This is a genomic window from Afipia sp. MLSD5-FHT05B12, assembly GCF_058793355.1.
In genome coordinates this window covers 20,791-41,632 of sequence record NZ_JBXAFS010000001.1, presented here as the reverse complement: position 1 = coordinate 41,632, position 20,842 = coordinate 20,791, and the positions used below count along the sequence as shown (strand labels likewise).

The following is a 20,842-nucleotide window of genomic DNA, read 5'->3' as shown; positions in this document are numbered from 1 at the left end:
CGGTCTGAACGCTCGTGAGGCACATATCGTCGCGGAGAAAATGCACCAGAAGCTTTCGCGATGAAACAGAGTTTCGGTGCGGAGTGCCATTAACGTCGAGAGCGATTGTGTGTTCGGACATTCGACATTGTCTCTTGGTTGAATGGACGATGATGCGAGCAAATCAGTTGTCTAGCGGCGGTGGATATGCCCCGCGTTCGATATGCACATTGATGGTGCAGCACGGTTCCGTTGCCATGTGGACCACACCTCCAGAAGCCAGCAAGCGCTTACCCGCTTGACCCTGCATCGTCATTCAGACCTATCGTTCGCTCCACGACCGCCAGTTCTCTAGGAACTACTGTCCGAGCTTTCGGCTAGGAGCAACAACACCGACAAGATCTCCGAAAGAAATCTTTGATGAACCATTCGCTGTACCCGTGAAGCGAATTTGATCGCCATCCAAAAGGTATCGACGTTCGGTTCCGTCCGGCAGTGCTATCGGATTTTTGCCGTCGCTGGTTAACTCCAAAAGACAACCCGAGCCATCGATAGACTCGCTCGACACTGTGCCTGATCCCAACAAGTCGCCAGGTCTTACTATCGCTCCGTTCGAAGTCACGTGAGCGAGTTGTTGCGCACCGTTCCAATGCATATCGGACAGATTGGACCTACAGATCACCAGCGGCGGAATGCCTTTCTCCCGCATAGTTGCTGATGTCAGTTCAACTTCGAGCGAGACGTCGAACCAGAGCGGTTGGGTACACTTAAGATAATCCAATGGTGGTGGTGTTTGCTCACGCACCAGGCCACTACTTGCGAGAGCTTCCAACGGAACAACCCAAGCCCCTACCTGAGTTGCGAAGGACTTTGACAGGAGAGGCCCCAGCGGAGTTGCCTCCCATCGTTGAAAATCCCGCGCGCTCCAGTCATTTAGCAAAACGAGGCCGAATATATAGTCGCCAAAATTTTGAACCCCGACAGGAGTTCCATTTCGGGACACGCGACCAACAACAAAGCCGACTTCCAACTCGAAATCGAGCGCGCGTGTGGGAGCATAGATTGGCTTTTCACCCTCCAGATACTGTCCATGCGGACGGATGATGGACTCGCCAGGCCCCATGATCGTGCCGGTTCGGCTGTGATAGCCCACGGGAAGAGACAACCAGTTGGGATGCAATCCCAAGTCTGGCCGCACAATTTGCATCGCGCGATAGGCATGGTGATAACTTGAGAAGAAGTCGACGAAATCACCGGGCGCAATAGGTGAAGACATTCGAAGTGATGAACGTTTCAGAAGGCAATCCTCGACGTCGCCACGGTGAGGACTGCTTGTCGACAGATGCAACTGCAATCTCGAACGCAGGCCGTCTCGCAACGGACGATCCAGCTCGAGCAGCGCATTTAACGAGCTGTGCCTCCAGACAGCACCTGGAATTCCGAGGTCTTGAAAATGGCCCTTGTCAGCATACGCCGCAAGATCGAGTGCATAGTCGCCGATGGCTACACACAAACGGTACTCGCCCGAGTTTTCATTGCGGCAAACACCGTAGGGCAGGTTTGCAAGCGAAAATCCGCCGTCTTCAGAACCCTCGATCCATGATTTGGTCATCAGGAACGCCGCTTTCCTTTCATTGATGTCACCAGACGAATGCCAAGGGAATGCATTCGCCGCTGCCCTTGCGCATTACCATCGTCGACTTCTACGACGACGCTTCGGGTAAGGGGGTCTGCGGCGCTACAAATGCGCCGGTCGAATGGTATCGGTCGATTTCTTGGGTGCTCAGCCCGAGCTTTGAGAACACGTCGCGATTATGCTCCCCCTGGAATGCCGGCTCGGTTGGAGTCGGGAGCTCCGATTCAGAGAACTGCCACGGGCGGCCCGGCAGACGGAAGACACCGCCATTGCGGTTCGACACTTCCTGCACCGCGCCCCAGTACTCAGACCAATCCGTTCGGGCGAGCGCACCCAACGTGCGGACTTCACCCATCGCAATTTTCGCTTCGTCAAGCTGTGCGTCCAAACTGGCCATATCGGCAAACGTCAATACCCATGTTTGTATAATTTCCAGCAACGCATCATAGTTGGCGGCGCGATCAGCAGCAGTTTTAAAACGCGGATCATCTGCGAGGTCGGCGCGGCGCATAGCGCCGAGATAGCTTGGAAACGTCATAGTTCCCACGATGCTCTGTGCCAATATGAACGTCTCGCCCTTTGGCCCATGAAGAAACGGACCATCGGTTGCGCCAAGAATCGCCGGCTCCGCTCCAAGATCCAGCTCAGAGAGGTCAATGTGAGCCCGCTCGTTAACAGCCACCATCGTCGCTGCCATGGCAACGTCGATGTATTGTCCTTTTCCAGTTCGCGCGCGATCGGAGAGCGCAGCAAGAATACCAATCGTTGCCTGCAGTCCCGTATAGACATCAGCATGCGAAAGACTGTCCGAACGCAACACCGAAAGCGAGGCACCCATGTGCCGAAGCGTGTTTGCGGTAAATCCCGTCTCGGCTTGAACCGTTGGAGCATAGGCCATACGCGCGCGCCATGGGCCACCCTGTCCGTATCCCGTGATCGAAGCGTATATCAATTTCGGATTACGTGACGCGAGATCGTCATAGCCAAGACCGAAAGATTCCAATGTCCCCGCGCGAAAGTTCTCAACGACGACGTCAGCCGTATCGCAAAGCCGAAGAACGAGCTCGCGCGCGCCCGGTACATTCAAATCGATGCTTACGTTACGCTTGCCTACATTTTGCTGTGCGTAATAACCCGACATCCCGCCTTCGAACGGGAATGCAAAGCGTGATACATCCGGCCTTGGAGGTTCGATCTTGATGACCTCCGCGCCCAAATCAGCCAGGGTTCGAGCGCACAACGGACCGGCGAGAACTCTGGAAAAATCGACAACGCGAATACCGCTCAGTGGTCCGGTCATCTTCAGTTCCCCTGGAATTTAGCGAGGCCCGGCCCATTGGCCATGAACGACGCAAGACCTAGCTTGAGATCTTCCGATGACCAAACCGGCTTCTGTAATTCGACCATCGCGAGATCTGCAGCTTCCACGCCGTCGTTGGCAGCAATCGCAGCTAATCGCTTGGTAGCAGCGTGCGCGATTGTTGGCCCGCGCGCCAATTCCTGAGCGATCGCCAGCGATGTTTTCTCAAGCCCTTCATCAGGAACGACAAGGTTGATCAGACCCCAACGCTCGAGAGTCGCTGGATCGTAGCGGCGGCCAAGCATTGACATTTCCTTTGCGCGGGCAATGCCGGCACGCTGCACTTGACGCTGGATACCTCCCATCAAGGGATGTAGCCCGAGCGCGGATTCAACCGAGCCAATTTTAGCGGACTCAGCAGCGATAATGTAATCGCTGGCAAGCGCGAGCTCGAGCCCGCCCCCAAGACAAACGCCATGGATACTCGTCACGATCGGCATCGGAAGTTCTTCAAAGGCACGGAGAAGATCGAGGCCACTGAACGTGCTGTCATTGCCTTTCTGTATCCGGTCAGCGAAGAGTGTAAGGTCCGCCCCCGCAGAAAAATGGCGCAAACCGCTTCGTAAAAGCACCGCCCTGCTGCCGCGTGACTTTGCCGCATTGAACTCGCCGATCAGCGCCGAACTCAACGCAGGTCCGACCAGATTGTAAGGCCGATACACCATCGTCAGAATTGTCACAGGCCCGTCGACTTCAGTTCTGATTATCGCCTCGTCCTTGCTACTCTCTCCGTTTGCAGCTTCCGCCAACGCCATTGCGCACTCCTTTGGATTGCGGCCTGAATCGGCCGTATTTAGCTCCGGTCGCGTCCGATCTATTTCTAACACCGTTAAGCTAACACTGTTAGAAAGATCGACGTCCTGTCAAACGATTTTTTTTGATGAAGAACTTTGCTGCAGCCGCTTTGTATCCGCGGCTTAGCCATTGTATAAAGATGAGAGATGGAAGCGCGCCGATTTCGAACGTGCAGAATCGAGAAATGAGCATGACAGCTGCACACCCCGAAACGGTCGGCCTGCGTCGATTGTTAATCAAGGAAGCGCGAAAGATCCTCAAGGAGATCGAAGCTAAGGAATTGAGCCTTCGACTAATTTCTCGGCGAGTTGGCGTTTCAGAAGCTGCCCCAGCTTATCACTTTGGGAATAAGGAAGGACTGCTCGCCGCGATAGCTGCCGATGGCTTCGGCGAATTGGCCGCGGTGCGCCAAAAGATAGCTGCTTCTCCCGTCGAAAAAGCTGAAAAGGTTCGAATGATGCTTCGGACCTATGTAGAATTTTCGAGGCGCAACACGGGTTTATTCCAACTCATGTATGGGCCACGCATACTGAACAAATCCAAATTTAAGGAGCTGCGCGATCGCTCTGCAATGTGCTTTGCCCTTTTCAAATCGGCGGTCGCAGATTTATCACGCGACCATGGTTGGCCAGAGGAAATGGTTGGGCTTCTTGCCCACTCTGCGTGGACAGTCGAGCATGGCATAGCATCCCTGCTTCTGGCGAAGCAGATCCCACGTAAGGAACAACCGGTCGATCCCCGGCAACTGATTGATTTCTCAATAGGCCTGTTCTTGACTGCCGTCGCGGCGGGCCCGTCGCACAGTCTTTTTATATCTTCTCACACTGACTGCGTGAGGGCCGACTGCGACGCTTTGAATTCGCAGCAGATTGCCTCGCGCTCAAAACATCGGAATCGACAATGATCTTTTCTTCCCTATTCCGTGTCATTCCCTTGCGCCCCGCTCGCCCGGTAAGCCAATTTCTTCCCCATCTTTCCAAGGCTAGATAGGTCGGAAACAGATCACGCCCCATGTTGGTCAACACATATTCGTAACGCCGCGAGTGTTCAGGTAAAGGCACCCGTTTTATGACGCCGGCATCAATCAATTTCTTCAACCGCGTGCTCAGAATATTTGTCGCAACGCCCATACATAACTGAAATTCATCAAATCTAGCGACTCCGCGGTAAGCTTCTCCTACCAGCAAAATGGACCATCGGTCTCCAATTACTTCGACGGCACGGACCAACGAGTACGACTTGCTTGCGATGTGATTGCGCGCCACGCCTGATCTCACTACCGGTTTTGTGTCGTTTTCAACTCACCCCCGCCGAGTGATGTAAACAAAACCCAGGCGATCTTTTTCAACGGCATGTTTTTATCACAGCACACGTGTAGGGAGCATCGGAGTCCTCTCTAGCTTTAAGCAGAATGGAGACCGCATCGATGACGAAGCTGGGGCATAACCACCAGACTTACAATTGAGTTATATTCTCGGATCCCGAAATTATTTCAACGGGAATGCCGAAGCTTGCTGCGCTGTCGGGCGCTTTATGACACCGACGCCATTGCGGTTAAACTGGAGCTGCGGGTCGGACTCGCGAATGCGCCATCCAAGCCTCATACAAAAGGCCGGGCCGTCTGATCGGCATACTTGGCTAGACCGCCATTCATCATTGAACAGGCAAACAGCCAAAGGACCCGCGCCTCACAATTGAATAAGCCCGTTTCAAATTTATCATTGGGCAAGAAGGAGCCACCTGCTTAGCTTACCTACCCTGCCTTGGGCAGACAAAAACATGACGCAAAGTCGTAAATGCCTGGGCTGGCGACGATGAATTTCAGTTTAGTAGCGGGAGTAACTGTTGGACTGGCTGCTGTAGTTCTGCACTTTGCGCTGCCGGACGCGGCCTTTGCTCAGAAGAAATATGCCCCGGAAGCGACTGACACCGAAATCAAGATCAGCAATATATCGCCGCATAGCGGACCGGCATCGGCATACTCTGCGATTGCAAAGGCACAAACTGCATATCTCAGGATGATCAACGATCACGGCGGCATCAATACTCGCAAGAGCAATTACATCTCTTACGACGATGGCTACAGCCCGCCCAAAACCATCGAGCAGACGCGCAGACGCGTTGAGAACGACGAGATCCTGTTCCTGCTGAGCAATTTCGGCATCCCAGGCAATACGGCCATCCACAAATGCATGAATCAGAAGAAAGTCCCGCAGTTGTTCGTTACGAGCGGCGTGGACAAGTGGGCGGATCCGATGCGCTTCACCAAGAATCCGTGGGACCTGTTCGGCCCTGTCCTCAGCGACAAAAATGGAGCCACGTAGTTCCACCCAAGACTGGCCCGGCACTCGATCCGCGAGTGTCGGGCTTCTTTTTGGGTCGTGCAAGCATTCGAGGAGTTTATCATGTTAGGTCTGATGCAGGACTGGCCGCTGCTCTGCAACCGTATCATCGATCATGCCGCTGCCTGTCACGGAGAGCGCGAGGTCGTAACGCGATCGGTCGGAGGACCCATCCATCGCACGAATTATGCAAATATCCGGACGAACGCGCTGAAGGTCGCTCAGCGACTGGACCGTGACGGTATCAAGCTGGGAGACCGCGTCGCGACCCTGGCCTGGAATACGTGGCGTCATCTCGAGGTCTGGTACGGCATCATGGGCATCGGCGCCATCTGCCATACCATCAACCCGCGCCTCTTCCCGGAACAGATCGCATGGATTGCCAATCACGCGCAGGACCGCGTTCTGCTGACGGACATCACATTCATTCCGCTTCTTGAAAAACTTGCACCGCAACTCACGTCAATCGAACGATTTGTGGTTCTCACTGACAGCACTCATATGCCGAAGACCAGCCTGCGGGGCGCAATCGCTTATGAGGACTGGATCGACAGCGTGGACGGCGATTTCGAATGGAAATCATTCGACGAAAACACCGCAGCCGGGCTTTGCTACACGTCCGGAACGACCGGAGATCCGAAGGGCGTGCTGTATTCGCACCGATCCAACGTACTTCACTCTTTGTTGGTCGCGCAGCCGGATGTCCTCGGTCTGAAATCCACCGATACCGTGTTGCCAGTTGTGCCGCTGTTTCATGCCAATAGCTGGGGGCTTGCATTCCACGCTCCGATGACCGGGACCAAGCTGGTATTTCCCGGCGCAAAGCTGGACGGACCATCCGTTTACGAACTTCTTCGCGACGAAAAGGTCACAGTCACAGCGGGTGTACCCACCGTGTGGCTGGCACTTCAGCAGCATATGGAAAGCAACAATCTTCGGCTGCCCGATCTCAAGCGCTTGACCATCGGCGGGGCAGCACCGCCATCCTCGCTCATAGAAGCTTTCGAACGCATGGGAATTCCGGCAACTCAGGGCTGGGGAATGACCGAGATGAGTCCGATTGGCTCAATCGGAACGCTAAAGCACCCATTCCAGGACCTGACCGGCAAGGAAAAGCTGGATCAGCTGGCAAGCCAGGGCTTTGCACCGTTTCTGGTCGAGATGAAAATCACGGATGATGCGGGAAAGAAACTGCCGCGCGACGGCAAGACGTTCGGACGCCTGAAGGTTCGCGGCGCGGCTATTGCGAAGGGGTATTATCGAGTCGATGAGCAGGCCCTCGATGATGAAGGGTTCTTCGATACCGGCGACATCGCAACGCTCGACGCGCACGGCTATATGAGAATCACCGATCGGTCCAAGGACCTGATCAAGTCCGGCGGCGAGTGGATTTCCTCCATCGACCTTGAAAATCTGGCGGTCGGCCATCCCGACGTGCTCGAGGCCGCGGTTATCGGCATCCGGCATCCCAAATGGGATGAGCGCCCTCTCCTTATCGTTCAGCTCAAGCCGGATACGGCGACGAAAGGCGCCGACGTTCTCCGCTTCATGGAGGGCAAGATCGCGAAATGGTGGATGCCCGACGATGTCGCCATCGTGGACGAAATCCCGCACACCGCGACCGGAAAAATCAAGAAAACCGAACTGCGAGAACAATTTCAGAGCTACCGGTTTCCCAGCGTCTAAATCAGAGGTGCATGCCGGGTCCGGCTTGCGCCACAAAATTGAGTGCGGCGCAGAAACGCCGGCAAGGAGACGAGAATGAGTTCAGTGCGTTTTGAAAAGCAGGCGAATGTCGGCGTCATCACAATCGACAACCCGCCGATTAATCTTGCCGATAACGCTCTCTTTTCGGCCTTCGAGACCGTTCTCGATGAGTTGGAGGCTTCCGATGTCCGCGCGCTGCTGGTCCAGGCCGCGGGCGACCACTTCGGCTGCGGCGTGAATGTGAAAACCACCTTCGTCGGTGTCGACAGCAAAGGCGCCCGTCAGATGCTAGGCCAGGGGATTCCGATCTGCACACGGCTGGAAGGCCTGAACATTCCGGTCGTCTGCGCCGTTCAGGGACTTTGCCTCGCAGCAGCGCTTGAAATCGCGCTCCGATGCGATGTCATCATCGCCGCGGATGATGCGAAGTTTGCACAGGTCGAACAGCACATCGGCGCTTCGACCTATCTTGGCGGGGCATACCTTCTGGCCGAACGCTGCGGCCCAGCCCGTGCGCGCGAAATCTGCTTTACCGGCGATTTTTATGACGCGGCATCGTTCGAGCGATGGAATATTATCAATCGGGTAGTATCCCGGGCATCGCTCCATACGGAGGCGATGGCGTGGGCCCAAAAACTCGCCAACGGCCCCACCAAGGCTCATGCAGTCACAAAGCGCCTGATGCGTGCATTTCTGGATCACGGGGTACGCGCCGCGGACGAACTGCTGCTCGACCTTGGTCCGCCGCTCTTCGACAGCGCGGACTTCAGGGCCGGTGTGCAAGCGGTGGTGGAACACGGCTCAAAGGACTTCCGAGGCAAGGTCGCCTTCCGCGGTGCCTAGAAGGCAATCCGGCTCAGGCGGCTATGCCTCGCGGAAGACATTGCATAGCTGCCTCGCCACCGTTTTGAATTGACGTTGCCCGATCTAGAACCGCACAATTTTCATCAGAAAATCGCCAGCCAACCCGCCGCGAGGACTTCATGTCGGCCACCACCCCGCTGTTCCAGCCATTTCGGCACAAGACGCTTTCATTGCCCAATCGCGTGGTGATGGCGCCGATGACGCGCTCGAAGAGCCCTGACGGGACACCCGGCGAGGATGTCGCGACATACTATCGCCGCCGTGCGGAAGGCGGCGTCGGGTTGATCATCACCGAAGGCACCACGGTCGACCGCGCAGGCGCATCGAATGATCCGAACATCCCGAACTTCTATGCCCCGAAGAGCCTCGATGGCTGGCGTCGTGTAGTGAAAGAAGTGCATGCGGCGGGAGCAAAGATCGCGCCGCAAATCTGGCATCAGGGCATGGTCCGCAGGGCTGGGACCGGTCCGCGTCCGGAAGGTAAGTCCGACGGCCCATCGGGATTATCCGGTTCAGGCAAGCTGGTCGGCGAACCGATGACCGACGAGGATATCGCCGATACCGTCGAGGCATTTGCGAAGGCCGCGGCCGCCGCCAAGGAAATCGGCTTCGATGCCGTCGAACTTCATGGCGCGCACGGCTATCTGGTGGACCAGTTTTTCTGGGAGCAGTCGAACCGGCGCGATGATGCTTACGGCGGAGATCTTGTTAAACGCACGCGCTTCGCCGCCGACATCATCAAGGCTATCCGCCAACGCGTGGGGCCGGATTTCGTAATTATTCACCGGTTTTCGCAGTGGAAGCAGCAGGACTACGGCGCAAAGCTGGCTCACTCGCCCGACGAACTCGCCGCGTTCCTCCAGCCGCTGGTCGACGCAGGCGCCGATATCTTCCATTGCTCAACGCGGCGGTTCTGGGAGCCTGAATTCCAGGGCTCCGACCTCAATCTCGCCGGCTGGAGCAAGAAGCTCACCGGCAAGCCGACAATCACCGTGGGATCTGTGGGTCTGAAGGGCGGCGACTTCATTCAGTCCTACAAGGGCGAAAGCGCGGAAGTCGGCGATCTCGGCGAACTCGAAGCGCGGCTCGCTAGCAACGAGTTCGATCTGGTCGCAGTTGGCCGCGCGCTGATTACCGATCCGGAGTGGCCAGCCAAGGTGCGCGACAAGCGCTTCACCGAACTCGCGCCCTTCTCGCCAAAGGCAATGGCAACGCTTTGAGCGGTGATTGCTTCCGTTATAGCGCTTTCGAGCGAGGTCCCGTTCGGGCGGACCACAGCAGGATTTAACTGATGAGTTTTTCCAGTGATGAGGACCTGTTTCCTCCGCTTCCCTGATAGGGCTATCGATCGCCGAGTATATCGGTCTTTCCTCAAATCTGTGCGAAATTTGCTGTTTCCCCGGCCCGGTATCCCACCCGCGACGTGACACGCTCAAGATACGGAACAGCGCTATCGCAGATGCCAACGCCATAGTCGATTGCCCATGTCAGGCAGGTTGTCAGCAGTATGTCGGCCGTGGTGAACTGAGTTCCCATAAGATAATCGCGGCCGTCCAACAGAGCGACGTCGACGTGCCGAAGCTGTTCGCGGAAGTATTCGCCAGCCTTCGTCACGACATGCGGTGCATCGCCATAGATATGCGCCAATCCGTTGTTGGTTCCGTGCCGCCTCATGACATAAAGACTGGTTGAGTCCAGCTCGGTCACGATGAAGAAACACCATTCCAGCCACTTCGCGTAAAGCTTTGGGCAGTCTGGAACGAGACCGCCATCGGCTCCTTTGTGTTTGTTGGCGAGATACGCGACAATGGCTGCGCTTTCCCCAATGGTCAGGTCGCCGTCCTGCAAAAGCGGGATTTTCTGGCGCGGATTTAGCGCGGTATACTCCATCGTCTTTGTCTCGCCTGACCGCGGAAGAATTGGTCGTGATGTATACGGAAGACCGAGTTCATGAAGCGCCCAGTGCGCGCGGATCGTGCGCGTTGTGCCGACGCCCCAGAGAATAAGTTCGTCTGCCATTACCAGGTCTCCACTGATGGGCGCAGATCGAGTTCATGAGTCCAGCCGTCTTTGGATTGCAGGTGAGCAAACCAGTATGCTTCAGCGATGGACGCGGTTTTGGTCAGGCTGTCGGGTGGAATTTCGCTGGCGCTGATTCCGGTTGCCGCCTTCATGCGCTGATGGATCGCTTCGCTGTCGACGCCTGCATCGATCAGCAAATGAACGACATGAATGTTCTTCGGGCCAAGCTCACGGGCCATCGCCTGGGCTACGGCGCGCAGACCAAACTTCGCCGCCGAAAATGCAGCAAAGCCCTTTCCACCCCGAACGCTGGCGGTCGCGCCGGTGAAAAGCATTGTCCCGCGTCCGCGCGTCGACATGTGTTTCACAGCCTCGCGGCCCACGAGAAAGCCTGCGTAACATGCGAGCTCCCAGGCCTTGAAGAACAGCTTCTCGGTCGTCTCCAGCAGCGGCTTGTTGACGTTCGATCCGGCATTGAAGAGACAGACCTCGATTGGGCCGACATCTTTCTCGACATCCGCGAACAGTTTCTGGACTTCCTCTTCCTTGCGCGCATCGACACTGTAGGCGCGGATGCCGTATCCATCCGCTTTCATCGAATCGACAAGTCCCTGCGACTTGGCAGCCTCGCGCCGCGCGACGCAGACCGTGTAACCACCCTTTGCAAATTTCTGAGCAACTGCGGCGCCGATAGCATCGCCTGCGCCAACCAGAAGTGCGACCTTCACTTTATCCGTCACTGTTCGTTCTCCAGAAGCTGAAACCGTTCGTCTCGTTCACCCTGCGACCCTGACCGCCTTCTCCGCGATCATGCCGTCGATGGCGCTGTCGCTGTAGCCGAGTTCGCGCAGTACGGCGCGGGAGTGCTCGCCGACGCGCGGCGCCGGGCCGCCGATCTTCGCCTTGTTGACCTCGAAGATCGCCGCGGGCTTCGGCTGCCGCACCCGGCCCACCGTCGGCTGATCGAACTCCTCGATCAGGCCGCGTGCCACCACCTGATCGTTGCCGATGATCTCGCCCCGGCGCAGGATCGGAGAACACGGCACATCGGCGGCGTCGAGACGCTCCAGCCACTCGGCGGTGGTGCGCTGGCTGATGTATTCCTGCATCTTGTTGATGCGCGCGGTGGCATTGATGAAGCGCGCGCTCGGCGTCGCGAAGCGTTCGTCTTTCGCAAGCTCCGGATCGCCCGAGGCCTTGCAGAAGCCCTGCCATTCGGAATCCGAGATGGTGCCGGCGGTGATGTAGCCGTCGAGTGTCTGGAACACGAGATCCGGCCGGTCGTTCGGGTCCGCCGCGGCCGCCTCGGTGCCGACTACGGTGTACTGCATCATGCCTTCCGGCCACAGATACGAGATCATGGTGTCCAGCATCGCGACCTGGATGTAATCGCCCTGGCCTGTCTTCTCGCGGGCATACAGCGCCGACGACACCGCCTGCGCGGTGAACACCGAGGTGGTCTTGTCGCAGACGATGGTGCGGATCATCTGCGGCCGGTTGGTCACCGGCTGCGACTGGATGTCGGCAAAGCCCGACAGCGCCTGGACGATGGGGTCGTAGACGCGTTTCTTGACGTAAGGCCCGCTGTCGCCCACCCCGCTGATCGAGACATAGATCAGCCGCGGGTACTTCTTGCGCAGCTCTTCGTGGCCCAGCCCGAGGCGCTCCATTATGCCGGGACGGAAGTTCTGCACCAGCACGTCAGCCTGCGCCGCCAGCTTGGCCAGCACCTCGCGGCCGGCCTCGCTCTTGATGTCGATCGACAGCGAACGCTTGCCGCGATTGCACGACACGAACAGCGCGGAGAACTCACCGGCCGCATCAATCAGCGTCCGGCTCCGGCGGGTGCCATCACCGCTGGTCGGCTCGATCTTCAGCACATCCGCGCCCTGATCCGCCAGGAACATCGTCGCATACGGACCCGACACCACCGCCGTCAAATCCAGCACGCGCACACCATGAAGGGGACCGGACATATCTCTACTCTCTCTGTTTTCATGTCATCCGGGCTGCCGCATTCTCGCGCATCACACGCTTAGATACGTTCGCCTGACATCGTCATTTGCGATCAGCGATTGCGTATCGCCGGAGAATTGAACCCGGCCCTGACTAAGCACATAGACATGGTCTGCCAGTTGGGTTGCGAGGTGATAGTTCTGCTCAACCAGCAGAATGGGCGTCCCGGATGCTTTGACATCCTGGAGCACGGCCGCGAGTTTCTCGATAATCACCGGCGCCAAACCTTCGCTGGGCTCATCAAGGATCATCAGATCCGGCCCGGCCACCAGCGCCCGTCCGATCGCCAGCATCTGCTGCTCACCACCGGAGAGTTGGCCGCCAAGACTCCTGCGCCGTTCGGCTAGGCGTGGAAATATTTCGAACACGTATTCCACCGGCTTACGCCGCGGCCGGTGTTTCGACGCGCCATGGGCGATAGCAAGATGCTCTTCGACGGTCACTGTCGGGAAGATGCCGCGATCCTCCGGCACGAAAGCAATGCCGGATCTCACAATCTTATGGGTCGGCAGCCTTGTGATATCGGCGCCATTGAACTCCACGTGGCCGTGCCGCGCGGGCGTCAACCCGAGTATCGAGCGCAGCGTCGTCGTCTTGCCCGCACCGTTCCGGCCGAGTACCGCCACGCACTGCGCCGTCGTCACGGAAAGATCGACACCTTGGAGAACGTGGCTTTCGCCGTAATAAGTGTGAAGATGCTCGACCTTAAGCATGATGCTGCCCCAGATACGCTTCAATCACCTGAGGATTGGACTGGATCTCATCCTTCGTTCCCGTTGCAAGCACCTTGCCGTAACTCAGCACCGTAATGACATCGCAGATCGCAAACACGACATCCATGTCGTGCTCGACAAGAAGGATGGTCAGTTCGGATGAGAGGCCATTGATCAGCTTGATCAGTCTGGCGCGCTCATCCGGCGACGTTCCGGCTGCCGGTTCGTCCATCAGCAGTATCTTCGGCTCTGCGCATAGAGCGATAGCCACTTCGAGCTGACGCTTCTGGCCGTAGGAAAGTTCGTTGACATCCCGGTGCAGCACCCTGTCCAGATGCATCTGTTCCGCTGCAATGTGAGCTCTACGAACGACGTCTGAAAACGACCGGCATGAGCGGAAAATGGAATGGCGCGACCTATGAAACGCCTGACACGCTACACGCAGGTTCTCAAGAACGGTGACGCTCTCGAGCAACATGTTTTTCTGAAAGGATCGTGACAGGCCGCCCTTGGTAACAAGGTCCGGCCGTCCCTGCTGCACCGGGACGCCCTGAATGAGTATCTCGCCACTCGTTGGCGGTTGCCATCCTGTGATGATGTTAAACAATGTTGTCTTGCCGGCGCCATTCGGCCCGATCACCGCATGGCGCTGGCCCGACGGCACCTTCAGGTCGAGGTCGCTGATGACCTGAAGCCCGCCGAAGGCCTTACGCAAATTCCTGATTTCGAGCGCGCTCATTGCCGCTTTCCGATCAGCGTGGTGATGGCGCCGAGAACGCCACCCCGGAAAAACGCAACCACAAGCATGAAGAAGATACCGAAGAACAAATTGTATTCTTCGGTGATCATGCTCAGCGCCTGCTTGACGACGACAAAGATCGCGGCACCCACAAAAGGCCCGAGAATAACGTTGGCACCGCCGATGATGACCATCAACACGCCCTCGCCGCTCATCTGCCAGCTCATCGCATCGGGATTGATGAAATAGGTGTATTGCGCCTGCAAAATGCCCGCAACCGCACAGATCATGGCGGCCAGCGCGAACGATCCAATCTTGTAGTTTGCAACCGCATATCCCATCGACATCATTCGGCGCTCATTTTCACGAATGCCGACCAGGATGCTGCCGAAAGGCGACGTCACGATCCGCCACAGCATCAACAGCGCGAACAACGCGACGGCAAGAACGTAATAGTAGAAGATGGTCGGGTTGTCCGCGCTCACGCTGAGCCATGACAAATCCGGGCGCGGAATTCCTGTCATTCCGTCAGACCCGTTGGTCCAGCGCAATTTGATCATCGCCCCATAAAACATCTGGGAGAATGCCAGTGTAATCAGAAGAAATTCGACCCCGCGCGTCCGGGTGCAGATCGCGCCAATGGCAGCGGCAATTGCGGCCACCACCACCAGCGTGACAGGCGCAGAGACCCACAGCGGCCATCCCAGCAGCGCCGTTCCGATCGCGATGCCGTATCCACCGAACCCGAGAAACATCGCCTGCCCGAGCGATACGAGGCCCGTATACCCGGTCAGAAGATTGATGCCCGACGCGAATACGCCGGCGATCATGACTTCGACCGCCAGCGTCATGACATAGCCGGAGGAGAACGACGGCAGCGCACACAGGACGACGGCAGAAGCGGCGAACAATGCCGCGTAAGCGCGGCGCGACTTTGGGAGCGGCAGACGCTTCAAACCACCGACGCCCTTCTCCCGTGTGAGAATGACATCTACGCTCATGCAACCCTCCCAACCGCGCCAAAAAGGCCCTGAGGGCGAAAGATCATCACAGCGATCAGCAGCGCATAAATCGCAAAGAGTTCGGCCTCCGGAAGGTAAGCCTGGGCAAATGTATCGGTCATACCGACGATAAGTGACGCATAGAACGACCCCTTGAGATTGCCAAGGCCGCCCACCACCACGACCACGAACGTGGTGACGACAATTCCGATACCCATGTTGGAATAGATGCTCATAACCGGTGCGGCGACGACACCCGCGAAGCCAGCGAGAGCGGAACCGAATCCGAACACCAGCGCAAACAGAACGTTGATGTTGATGCCGAGCGCCGTGACCATCTCACGGTTGTCGACACCGGCCCGCAGCGTGGCGCCGATCAGCGTGCGGTCGATCACCAGGACAAGAGCAATGGCGATGGCAATACCAACCGCGATGATGAAAAGCCGATAGAGCGGATATTCGATGCCCAACAAGGCAACTCGGCCCTTGAGGAAATCGGGCGTGACGATGCTGTGAAATGCCGATCCATAGATGTACTCGACTGCACCCGCTGTTGCGAACAGCAGGCCGAACGTCAGCAAGGCGAGATCGAGATGCGTCGAACGCCCGCGCTGAGCCAGCGGTTGCAAAACGAAGAGTTGCAGCACGAAGCCGGCCACGAACGGCAGCAGCGGACCTATCAGCAGCGCCAACCAGAATGAGCCTGTCTTGTTGGCGACAACCAGTCCGAAATATGCGCCCATCGTGAAGAAGGCGCCATGGGCCAGATTGAGAATGTTCATCAGCCCGAAGATCAGCGTGAGGCCGACCGCGAGCAGAAACACCAGCATGCTCAGTTGCACACCGTTAAGAAGCTGAATCAGAAAGAGCTGCATGTTTCACACACATTCGAGAGAGCGCGAGCTTCGCTAGAAGCGAAGCTCGCCTCGGATCAGAACGATTTCGTGCAACCCGGCAGATCGCCCGCACCCGGAAACTGATCCAGGGATTTACGCTGCATCTTGCCGTCGGGTCCCTTGACGATCTCGATCACGTAGACCTTCTCAAGCAAGGCGCTGTTCTGCGCATTGAACCTGATCTTCCCACGGGGGGAATCGAACGTCAGGTCACGCATCGTGGAGATGAACTTGGTGCGATCTTCCGGCATCTGGCCGCCGAGCTTCTCAAGCGTCAGCATGATCGCCTTGCCGTTGTCATAGCCAAGCTCGGCGCTGACGTCGGGTTCCTGCTTGTACTTCGCAGTATATGCCTTCACGAACTTCTGGTTCGCTTCGGTGGGGATACCCGGATAATGCGTGGCAACGTGCTGGGCATTCAGAGCCAGATCGCCGAGGGCCGGCCATAGCGCTTCATCGTAGACCCAGTGATCGCCGATCAGGGGGATCTTGCTGCGCAGTCCGAAATCGGCGTGCTGCTTGACAACCTGGATCGCTTCCGCGCCTGCATAGAAAGTGTAGATAATTTGAGCGCCGGAGTTCGCAGCCTGCGTTAGCGCGGCGCTGTAATCCTTGGTCTTCTGGAAGGGCGTCCAGATTTCCTCGATCACCTTTCCACCGTTGTCTTCAAAGCCGCGCCTGAATCCGCCGATGAATGCACGGCCCGCGGAGTAATCGGGGCCCATCGTGACGGCGGTCTTCACCCCTTTGCTGGCCCAATACTTTCCGGAGGCGTATTCGAAGCCGTTGGCGCTGAAGGATGTGCGGGCGATGTATGGGCTGCAAAACTTACCCGTGATCTCGTCAGCGAAGGCGTTCGCGAACACCATCGGCATCTTGTTCTTGTCTGCCAGTTCCGAGATCGCAATACCGACATTCGAGCCGACAACCCCGGCAACGAGATCGACCTTGTCGGACTGCACGAACTTGTTGAACTTCTGAACGCCCACACTTGGCGTCAGTTCATCGTCAGCGCGGATAATCTCGATAGGACGGCCGCCAGCCTTGTTACCGAACTCCTCCAGCGCGATTTGAAAGCCGCGGTCGATGCTTTCCGCCGGGACCGCATAGACCCCCTTGTAGGGCAGCATCAGTCCGATCTTGATCGGCGTCTTCTCTTGCGCGTACGTCGTCGCGCTGGCCGATGCCGCAAGACCTACCGCCGCGGCCAGACCAATGCGCGTGTATCCGTTGAAAGAAATTGCCATCCCGCTCTCCCTATGCCGGGCGTTCCGCCCCGAAACTCCCGCTTGGCCGCAACCAGGCGGCCGCAGTCTGCGTGGATTTTTATGGGATAGTATTAGATCGGGAGGCTGATCCTGACTTGCAGGATAGCGCCAAGGTTTCCGAAAAAACGCCATTTAGTCCGGATAAAAGCCGGCGGCGCATTTCTGAGAGGGCTGTTGCCTATGACAGGCAGCGCCGACGGAACGCGGATGGCGTCACACCCGTCGCTTTCTTGAAACTTGTCGAGAAATGCTGGGCATGACTGAAACCGGTCGCAAGGGCCACTTCGACGATGCTGTCTTCCGTGTCCGACAGCCGCCGCTTCGCCTCATCGATCCGGCGCGAAAGAACGTAGTTGTACGGCGTCGCGCCGACGCTTTCCTGAAACGCGCGCAGAAAATGCCGTTTGCTCAGCCCGGCGATCTCCGAAAGCTCGGCAAGACAGATCGGCTGGGTAAGGTTCTCGCGCACATATTCCTCAAGGTGCCGGAGACTCCGGCCCGGCAAACCGCCGCGCAACTCGTTGGGTGACCGCTGACTTCTTTCGCTGACGCGGGAAATGTGGGCCAGCGCCTGAATCGACCATCCCTCCGCCATGAGGTTGAAAACATTGTCTGGCGAGGCCGCCTCCCGGCAAAGTTCAGCGAGGCCGCGGGTCAATCCATCGTGCTCAAAAGCGACTGTCGGGTTGGTGATCGCGTGCTGGAGGCGTTCACCCACGAAAGACGGGTTCAGGAACACCACCGTGTAGTCGAGGGTGGGCCCTACATTCCACTCGCCTTCGATCTCGATCGCAGCGGGGAAGATCGCAAGCTTCGACTTTCCCGGAAAGCGCCGCTCAACCGAGCGCCCGTCAATCGTCGCCCTTAGACGTTCGGCTCCCTTGCCGAACCAGAACAACGACAATTCCGGCTGGCGAAAATGCCAATGCATCCGCCCAACCGTTTCTCTGCGAAGAACTTCAATCCGCATGCTCGGCGTATCGGTAATAATGGATGACACAAGATCGCCTCCGACCAACCGAACGTAGTTCTCGCCGACGAGTCCCATCCCAAAACCCCATTCTAACGCGAGTTCCAAGATAGAATGCACTAAACACAGCAGAGAAGCGAGCCGGTTTGTTGCTGCATCGCAGCATCGTCTTGACTTAGGGACCTTTATTCAAAGGCTTTCACGAAGTCTGCGGTGTCGCAGCGACACCGCAGACCCGCAACGACCATGTATTCAGATTTCTTCTGCCTTGCCCGTAAATTCCGTTTCTGCGTCATGTCCAAGCACCAGCACCAACAACGCAGCGACAGCTGGAAGCACTGCGAGAACAAGCAGTCCGGTTATTGTGCTTCCAGTGAGTTCCTTGACCCATCCAATCAGATAAGGACCACCAAAGCCCGCCAGACTGCCGATCGAATTAATCAACGCAATGCCGCCAGCAGCCGCGACCCCGGTCAACAAAGCTGTCGGGAGAGTCCAGAACAACCCGAATGCCGCGAACCCGCCGACAGCCGCCACGATGAGTGCCGCCATAGTCAAAGGCAGGCTCCCCGCATAGGCTGAAGCAACGAGTGCAGCGGCCGTGACGAACAGCGGAACTGCAATATGCCACACGCGCTCTTGCGCCTTGTCGGAGCGGCGTCCCCACAAAAACATCGCGATCGTCCCGAACGCGAAAGGCAACGCGCTGACAAATCCCGTTTGAATATTCGTCAATCCGAAGGCCTTGACGATCTGAGGCAGCCAAAACTGTATCCCATAGAGCCCGGCCAAAAGTCCGAAGTAGACAAAACTCAACGCCAGTACCTTGGGTGACTTTAACGCCTGTGACAGCGTCTTATGGTGGGCCGCCTCTTTGGCGCTGCGCTCGCTGTCGAGTCTCGTTTCGAGCCATCGCTTTTGCTCTGGGGCAAGCCATTTCGCATCCGACGGACGATCCGTCAGGTAGAAGAAGGCAGCAACGCCGAGTATCGAGGCCGGGATTCCCTCTACGATAAAAAGCCACTGCCAGCCTTTCAGGCCCAGCATGTTATTCATCTCAAGCAAGAGGCCGGAAACCGGCCCGCCGAACACCGCCGAAAGCGGCGCTCCCAAAATGAAGGCCGACATCACCCGGGCCCGATATTTGGCCGGATACCAGTAGGTGAGATACAGAACGATCCCTGGAAAAAATCCGGCCTCCGCAACGCCGAGTAGAAAGCGAAGGGCGTAAAAACTGTTCGGCCCACTGACGAATGCCGTTGAAGCTGAAATCAATCCCCACGTCACCATGATGCGCGCAATCCAGCGACGCGCCCCGAAATGATGCAAAGCTATGTTGCTCGGCACTTCCAGAATGAAATAGCCGATAAAGAATATACCCGCACCCCAGGCATAAACGAGCGGTGTGAATGCAAGATCCGCGTTCATGGTCAGCGCAGCGAAACTGACATTGACGCGATCGAGCACGCATATGAAGTATGCTAATATGAGAAACGGTAGAATTCGGAATGAAACGGCGCGCATCGCCGATTTTTCGACATCGCTTTTCGCCATATCCTTCGTTAAGGCATCAACCGCTATCTGACTCATTGTGTTTTCCCCCATTTTATAATGATCCCGCGGATTTTTGCCGCGTCTTATTGCAACCGGCGCGGCACTTATGCCCGCCGGCTGTCCGCCGATTGCAACCGGTTTGCTTTTCCGGGCTTTGTCCTGTCCTACAGACGGAACGTAGATCCTTCGGCATCGAGCTGCCGGATCAATGCGTCGTAGGTGTCCTGACCGAATGCGTGCCTTTCATCGAAGCCCTTGGCGACGGCCGTTTGCGACTGCTGAACAGTTCGTTTCAGAATCGCTTCCGGCAGATGCCTTAGCTCGCTGCCCATTTGCAGGGTATGCACCTGCACCTCGCAGGCACGCTGCAACATGTACATTCTGAAGAAAGCCGCCGCGGCAGTCTCCCCGCAGGTCAGCAAGCCGTGATGACGCAGGATCATGACATTCTTGTTGCCGAGCGATTTTACAAGCCGTTCGCGTTCGCTGAGATCGACCGAAATGCCTTCGAAGTCATGATAAGCAACTTCGCCGTAGAGTTGCGCGCCGTAGAAACTATGCGGCGATAGGCCATTGTCCGCGCATGCAACCGTCACGCCCTCGGTCGTATGGGTATGCACAATGTAGTGCGCATCCTCGCGCGCCATGTGGATAGCAGAGTGGATGGTAAATCCCGGCGCGTTGACTTTAGCATCGCTGCCGTCAACGACGTTGCCATCGACGTCGATCTTCACCAGATTGGACGCCGTGATTTCGTTGTACATCAGCCCGAACTGGTTGATGAGAAAGTGGCGCTCCGGACCTGGAACGCGCGCGGTAATGTGATTGTAGATCAGTTCGGTCCAGCCAAACCGATCGCAGATACGATAAAAGGCGGCAAGTTGCTCGCGGGCGTGACGTTCTTCGGATGATATCTGCGACAGCTTTGGTTTGACGTGCCGATTCATGAATTCCTCCCTAGGGTCGTTCGACAAAAAGAT

General features: G+C 57.2%; 20 protein-coding genes. 5 read left to right on the top strand and 15 right to left on the bottom strand.

Annotation, left to right across the window (positions count from 1 at the left end; all coding sequences use genetic code 11):
• Positions 1–337: 337 nt before the first annotated feature.
• From AC1Q6J_RS00190 to AC1Q6J_RS00180, 3 genes are all read right to left on the bottom strand, one after another.
• Entirely contained in the window at positions 338–1,591 is a 1,254-nt protein-coding gene (locus AC1Q6J_RS00190) for a fumarylacetoacetate hydrolase family protein (protein WP_492277300.1), read from the bottom strand.
• Positions 1,592–1,682: 91 nt separating this feature from the next.
• Positions 1,683–2,915, bottom strand: coding sequence for a CaiB/BaiF CoA transferase family protein (locus AC1Q6J_RS00185; RefSeq protein ID WP_492277299.1), 1,233 nt, complete (start codon positions 2,913–2,915; stop codon positions 1,683–1,685).
• 2 nt (positions 2,916–2,917) lie between these two features.
• On the bottom strand, positions 2,918–3,730 hold the full coding sequence (locus tag AC1Q6J_RS00180) for an enoyl-CoA hydratase/isomerase family protein (protein ID WP_492277298.1): 813 nt from the start codon (positions 3,728–3,730) through the stop codon (positions 2,918–2,920).
• Positions 3,731–3,960: 230 nt separating this feature from the next.
• Between AC1Q6J_RS00180 and AC1Q6J_RS00175 the strand changes: the two genes are divergently transcribed.
• On the top strand, positions 3,961–4,674 hold the full coding sequence (locus AC1Q6J_RS00175) for a TetR/AcrR family transcriptional regulator (RefSeq protein ID WP_492277713.1): 714 nt from the start codon (positions 3,961–3,963) through the stop codon (positions 4,672–4,674).
• Here the strand turns inward: AC1Q6J_RS00175 and AC1Q6J_RS00170 are convergent.
• Positions 4,580–5,035, bottom strand: a complete 456-nt coding sequence (locus tag AC1Q6J_RS00170; protein ID WP_492277297.1) for a winged helix-turn-helix transcriptional regulator — start codon at positions 5,033–5,035, stop codon at positions 4,580–4,582. The genes AC1Q6J_RS00175 and AC1Q6J_RS00170 overlap by 95 nt on opposite strands.
• Positions 5,036–5,566: 531 nt before the next feature.
• On the opposite strand from AC1Q6J_RS00170, the gene AC1Q6J_RS00165 reads away from it, so the two are divergent.
• The 4 genes from AC1Q6J_RS00165 to AC1Q6J_RS00150 all read left to right on the top strand — a co-directional run bounded on the left by AC1Q6J_RS00165 (position 5,567) and on the right by AC1Q6J_RS00150 (position 9,903).
• The gene (locus AC1Q6J_RS00165; RefSeq protein ID WP_492277296.1) at positions 5,567–6,094 is read left to right on the top strand and encodes an ABC transporter substrate-binding protein; all 528 of its coding nucleotides are present in this window, start codon (positions 5,567–5,569) and stop codon (positions 6,092–6,094) included.
• 81 nt (positions 6,095–6,175) lie between these two features.
• Positions 6,176–7,798: a long-chain-fatty-acid--CoA ligase gene (locus tag AC1Q6J_RS00160; RefSeq protein ID WP_492277295.1), complete on the top strand. Its 1,623-nt coding sequence runs from the start codon at positions 6,176–6,178 to the stop codon at positions 7,796–7,798.
• 75 nt (positions 7,799–7,873) lie between these two features.
• Positions 7,874–8,662 carry an enoyl-CoA hydratase/isomerase family protein gene (locus AC1Q6J_RS00155; protein WP_492277294.1) on the top strand — a complete coding sequence of 263 codons (789 nt, stop codon included), beginning with the start codon at positions 7,874–7,876 and terminating at the stop codon, positions 8,660–8,662.
• A 140-nt stretch (positions 8,663–8,802) separates the two neighbouring features.
• The gene (locus AC1Q6J_RS00150; protein ID WP_492277293.1) at positions 8,803–9,903 is read left to right on the top strand and encodes an NADH:flavin oxidoreductase; all 1,101 of its coding nucleotides are present in this window, start codon (positions 8,803–8,805) and stop codon (positions 9,901–9,903) included.
• Positions 9,904–10,054: 151 nt separating this feature from the next.
• Here the strand turns inward: AC1Q6J_RS00150 and AC1Q6J_RS00145 are convergent, their stop codons facing one another.
• From AC1Q6J_RS00145 to AC1Q6J_RS00095, 11 genes are all read right to left on the bottom strand, one after another.
• Entirely contained in the window at positions 10,055–10,702 is a 648-nt protein-coding gene (locus tag AC1Q6J_RS00145) for a glutathione S-transferase family protein (RefSeq protein WP_492277292.1), read from the bottom strand.
• A complete protein-coding gene (locus tag AC1Q6J_RS00140) occupies positions 10,702–11,445 on the bottom strand; it encodes an SDR family NAD(P)-dependent oxidoreductase (protein ID WP_492277291.1) in 744 nt (247 codons plus the stop codon). The genes AC1Q6J_RS00145 and AC1Q6J_RS00140 overlap by 1 nt, the downstream gene beginning before the upstream one ends.
• A gap of 36 nt (positions 11,446–11,481) precedes the next feature.
• Positions 11,482–12,681 (bottom strand): CaiB/BaiF CoA transferase family protein, encoded by a 1,200-nt coding sequence (locus AC1Q6J_RS00135; RefSeq protein WP_492277290.1) that lies wholly within the window; start codon positions 12,679–12,681, stop codon positions 11,482–11,484.
• A gap of 51 nt (positions 12,682–12,732) precedes the next feature.
• Positions 12,733–13,434, bottom strand: a complete 702-nt coding sequence (locus tag AC1Q6J_RS00130) for an ABC transporter ATP-binding protein (protein WP_492277289.1) — start codon at positions 13,432–13,434, stop codon at positions 12,733–12,735.
• The gene (locus AC1Q6J_RS00125; RefSeq protein ID WP_492277288.1) at positions 13,427–14,173 is read right to left on the bottom strand and encodes an ABC transporter ATP-binding protein; all 747 of its coding nucleotides are present in this window, start codon (positions 14,171–14,173) and stop codon (positions 13,427–13,429) included. The genes AC1Q6J_RS00130 and AC1Q6J_RS00125 overlap by 8 nt, the downstream gene beginning before the upstream one ends.
• Positions 14,170–15,174, bottom strand: a complete 1,005-nt coding sequence (locus AC1Q6J_RS00120; protein WP_492277287.1) for a branched-chain amino acid ABC transporter permease — start codon at positions 15,172–15,174, stop codon at positions 14,170–14,172. The genes AC1Q6J_RS00125 and AC1Q6J_RS00120 overlap by 4 nt, the downstream gene beginning before the upstream one ends.
• Positions 15,171–16,049, bottom strand: coding sequence for a branched-chain amino acid ABC transporter permease (locus AC1Q6J_RS00115; RefSeq protein ID WP_492277286.1), 879 nt, complete (start codon positions 16,047–16,049; stop codon positions 15,171–15,173). Before AC1Q6J_RS00115 ends, AC1Q6J_RS00120 begins: the two co-directional genes overlap by 4 nt.
• Before the next feature lie 56 nt (positions 16,050–16,105).
• Positions 16,106–17,317, bottom strand: a complete 1,212-nt coding sequence (locus AC1Q6J_RS00110; RefSeq protein ID WP_492277285.1) for an ABC transporter substrate-binding protein — start codon at positions 17,315–17,317, stop codon at positions 16,106–16,108.
• 199 nt (positions 17,318–17,516) lie between these two features.
• On the bottom strand, positions 17,517–18,386 hold the full coding sequence (locus AC1Q6J_RS00105) for an AraC family transcriptional regulator (protein WP_492277284.1): 870 nt from the start codon (positions 18,384–18,386) through the stop codon (positions 17,517–17,519).
• Positions 18,387–18,560: 174 nt separating this feature from the next.
• Positions 18,561–19,898, bottom strand: a complete 1,338-nt coding sequence (locus AC1Q6J_RS00100) for an MFS transporter (RefSeq protein WP_492277283.1) — start codon at positions 19,896–19,898, stop codon at positions 18,561–18,563.
• A gap of 128 nt (positions 19,899–20,026) precedes the next feature.
• The gene (locus AC1Q6J_RS00095; RefSeq protein WP_492277282.1) at positions 20,027–20,809 is read right to left on the bottom strand and encodes a class II aldolase/adducin family protein; all 783 of its coding nucleotides are present in this window, start codon (positions 20,807–20,809) and stop codon (positions 20,027–20,029) included.
• Positions 20,810–20,842 lie beyond the last annotated feature (33 nt).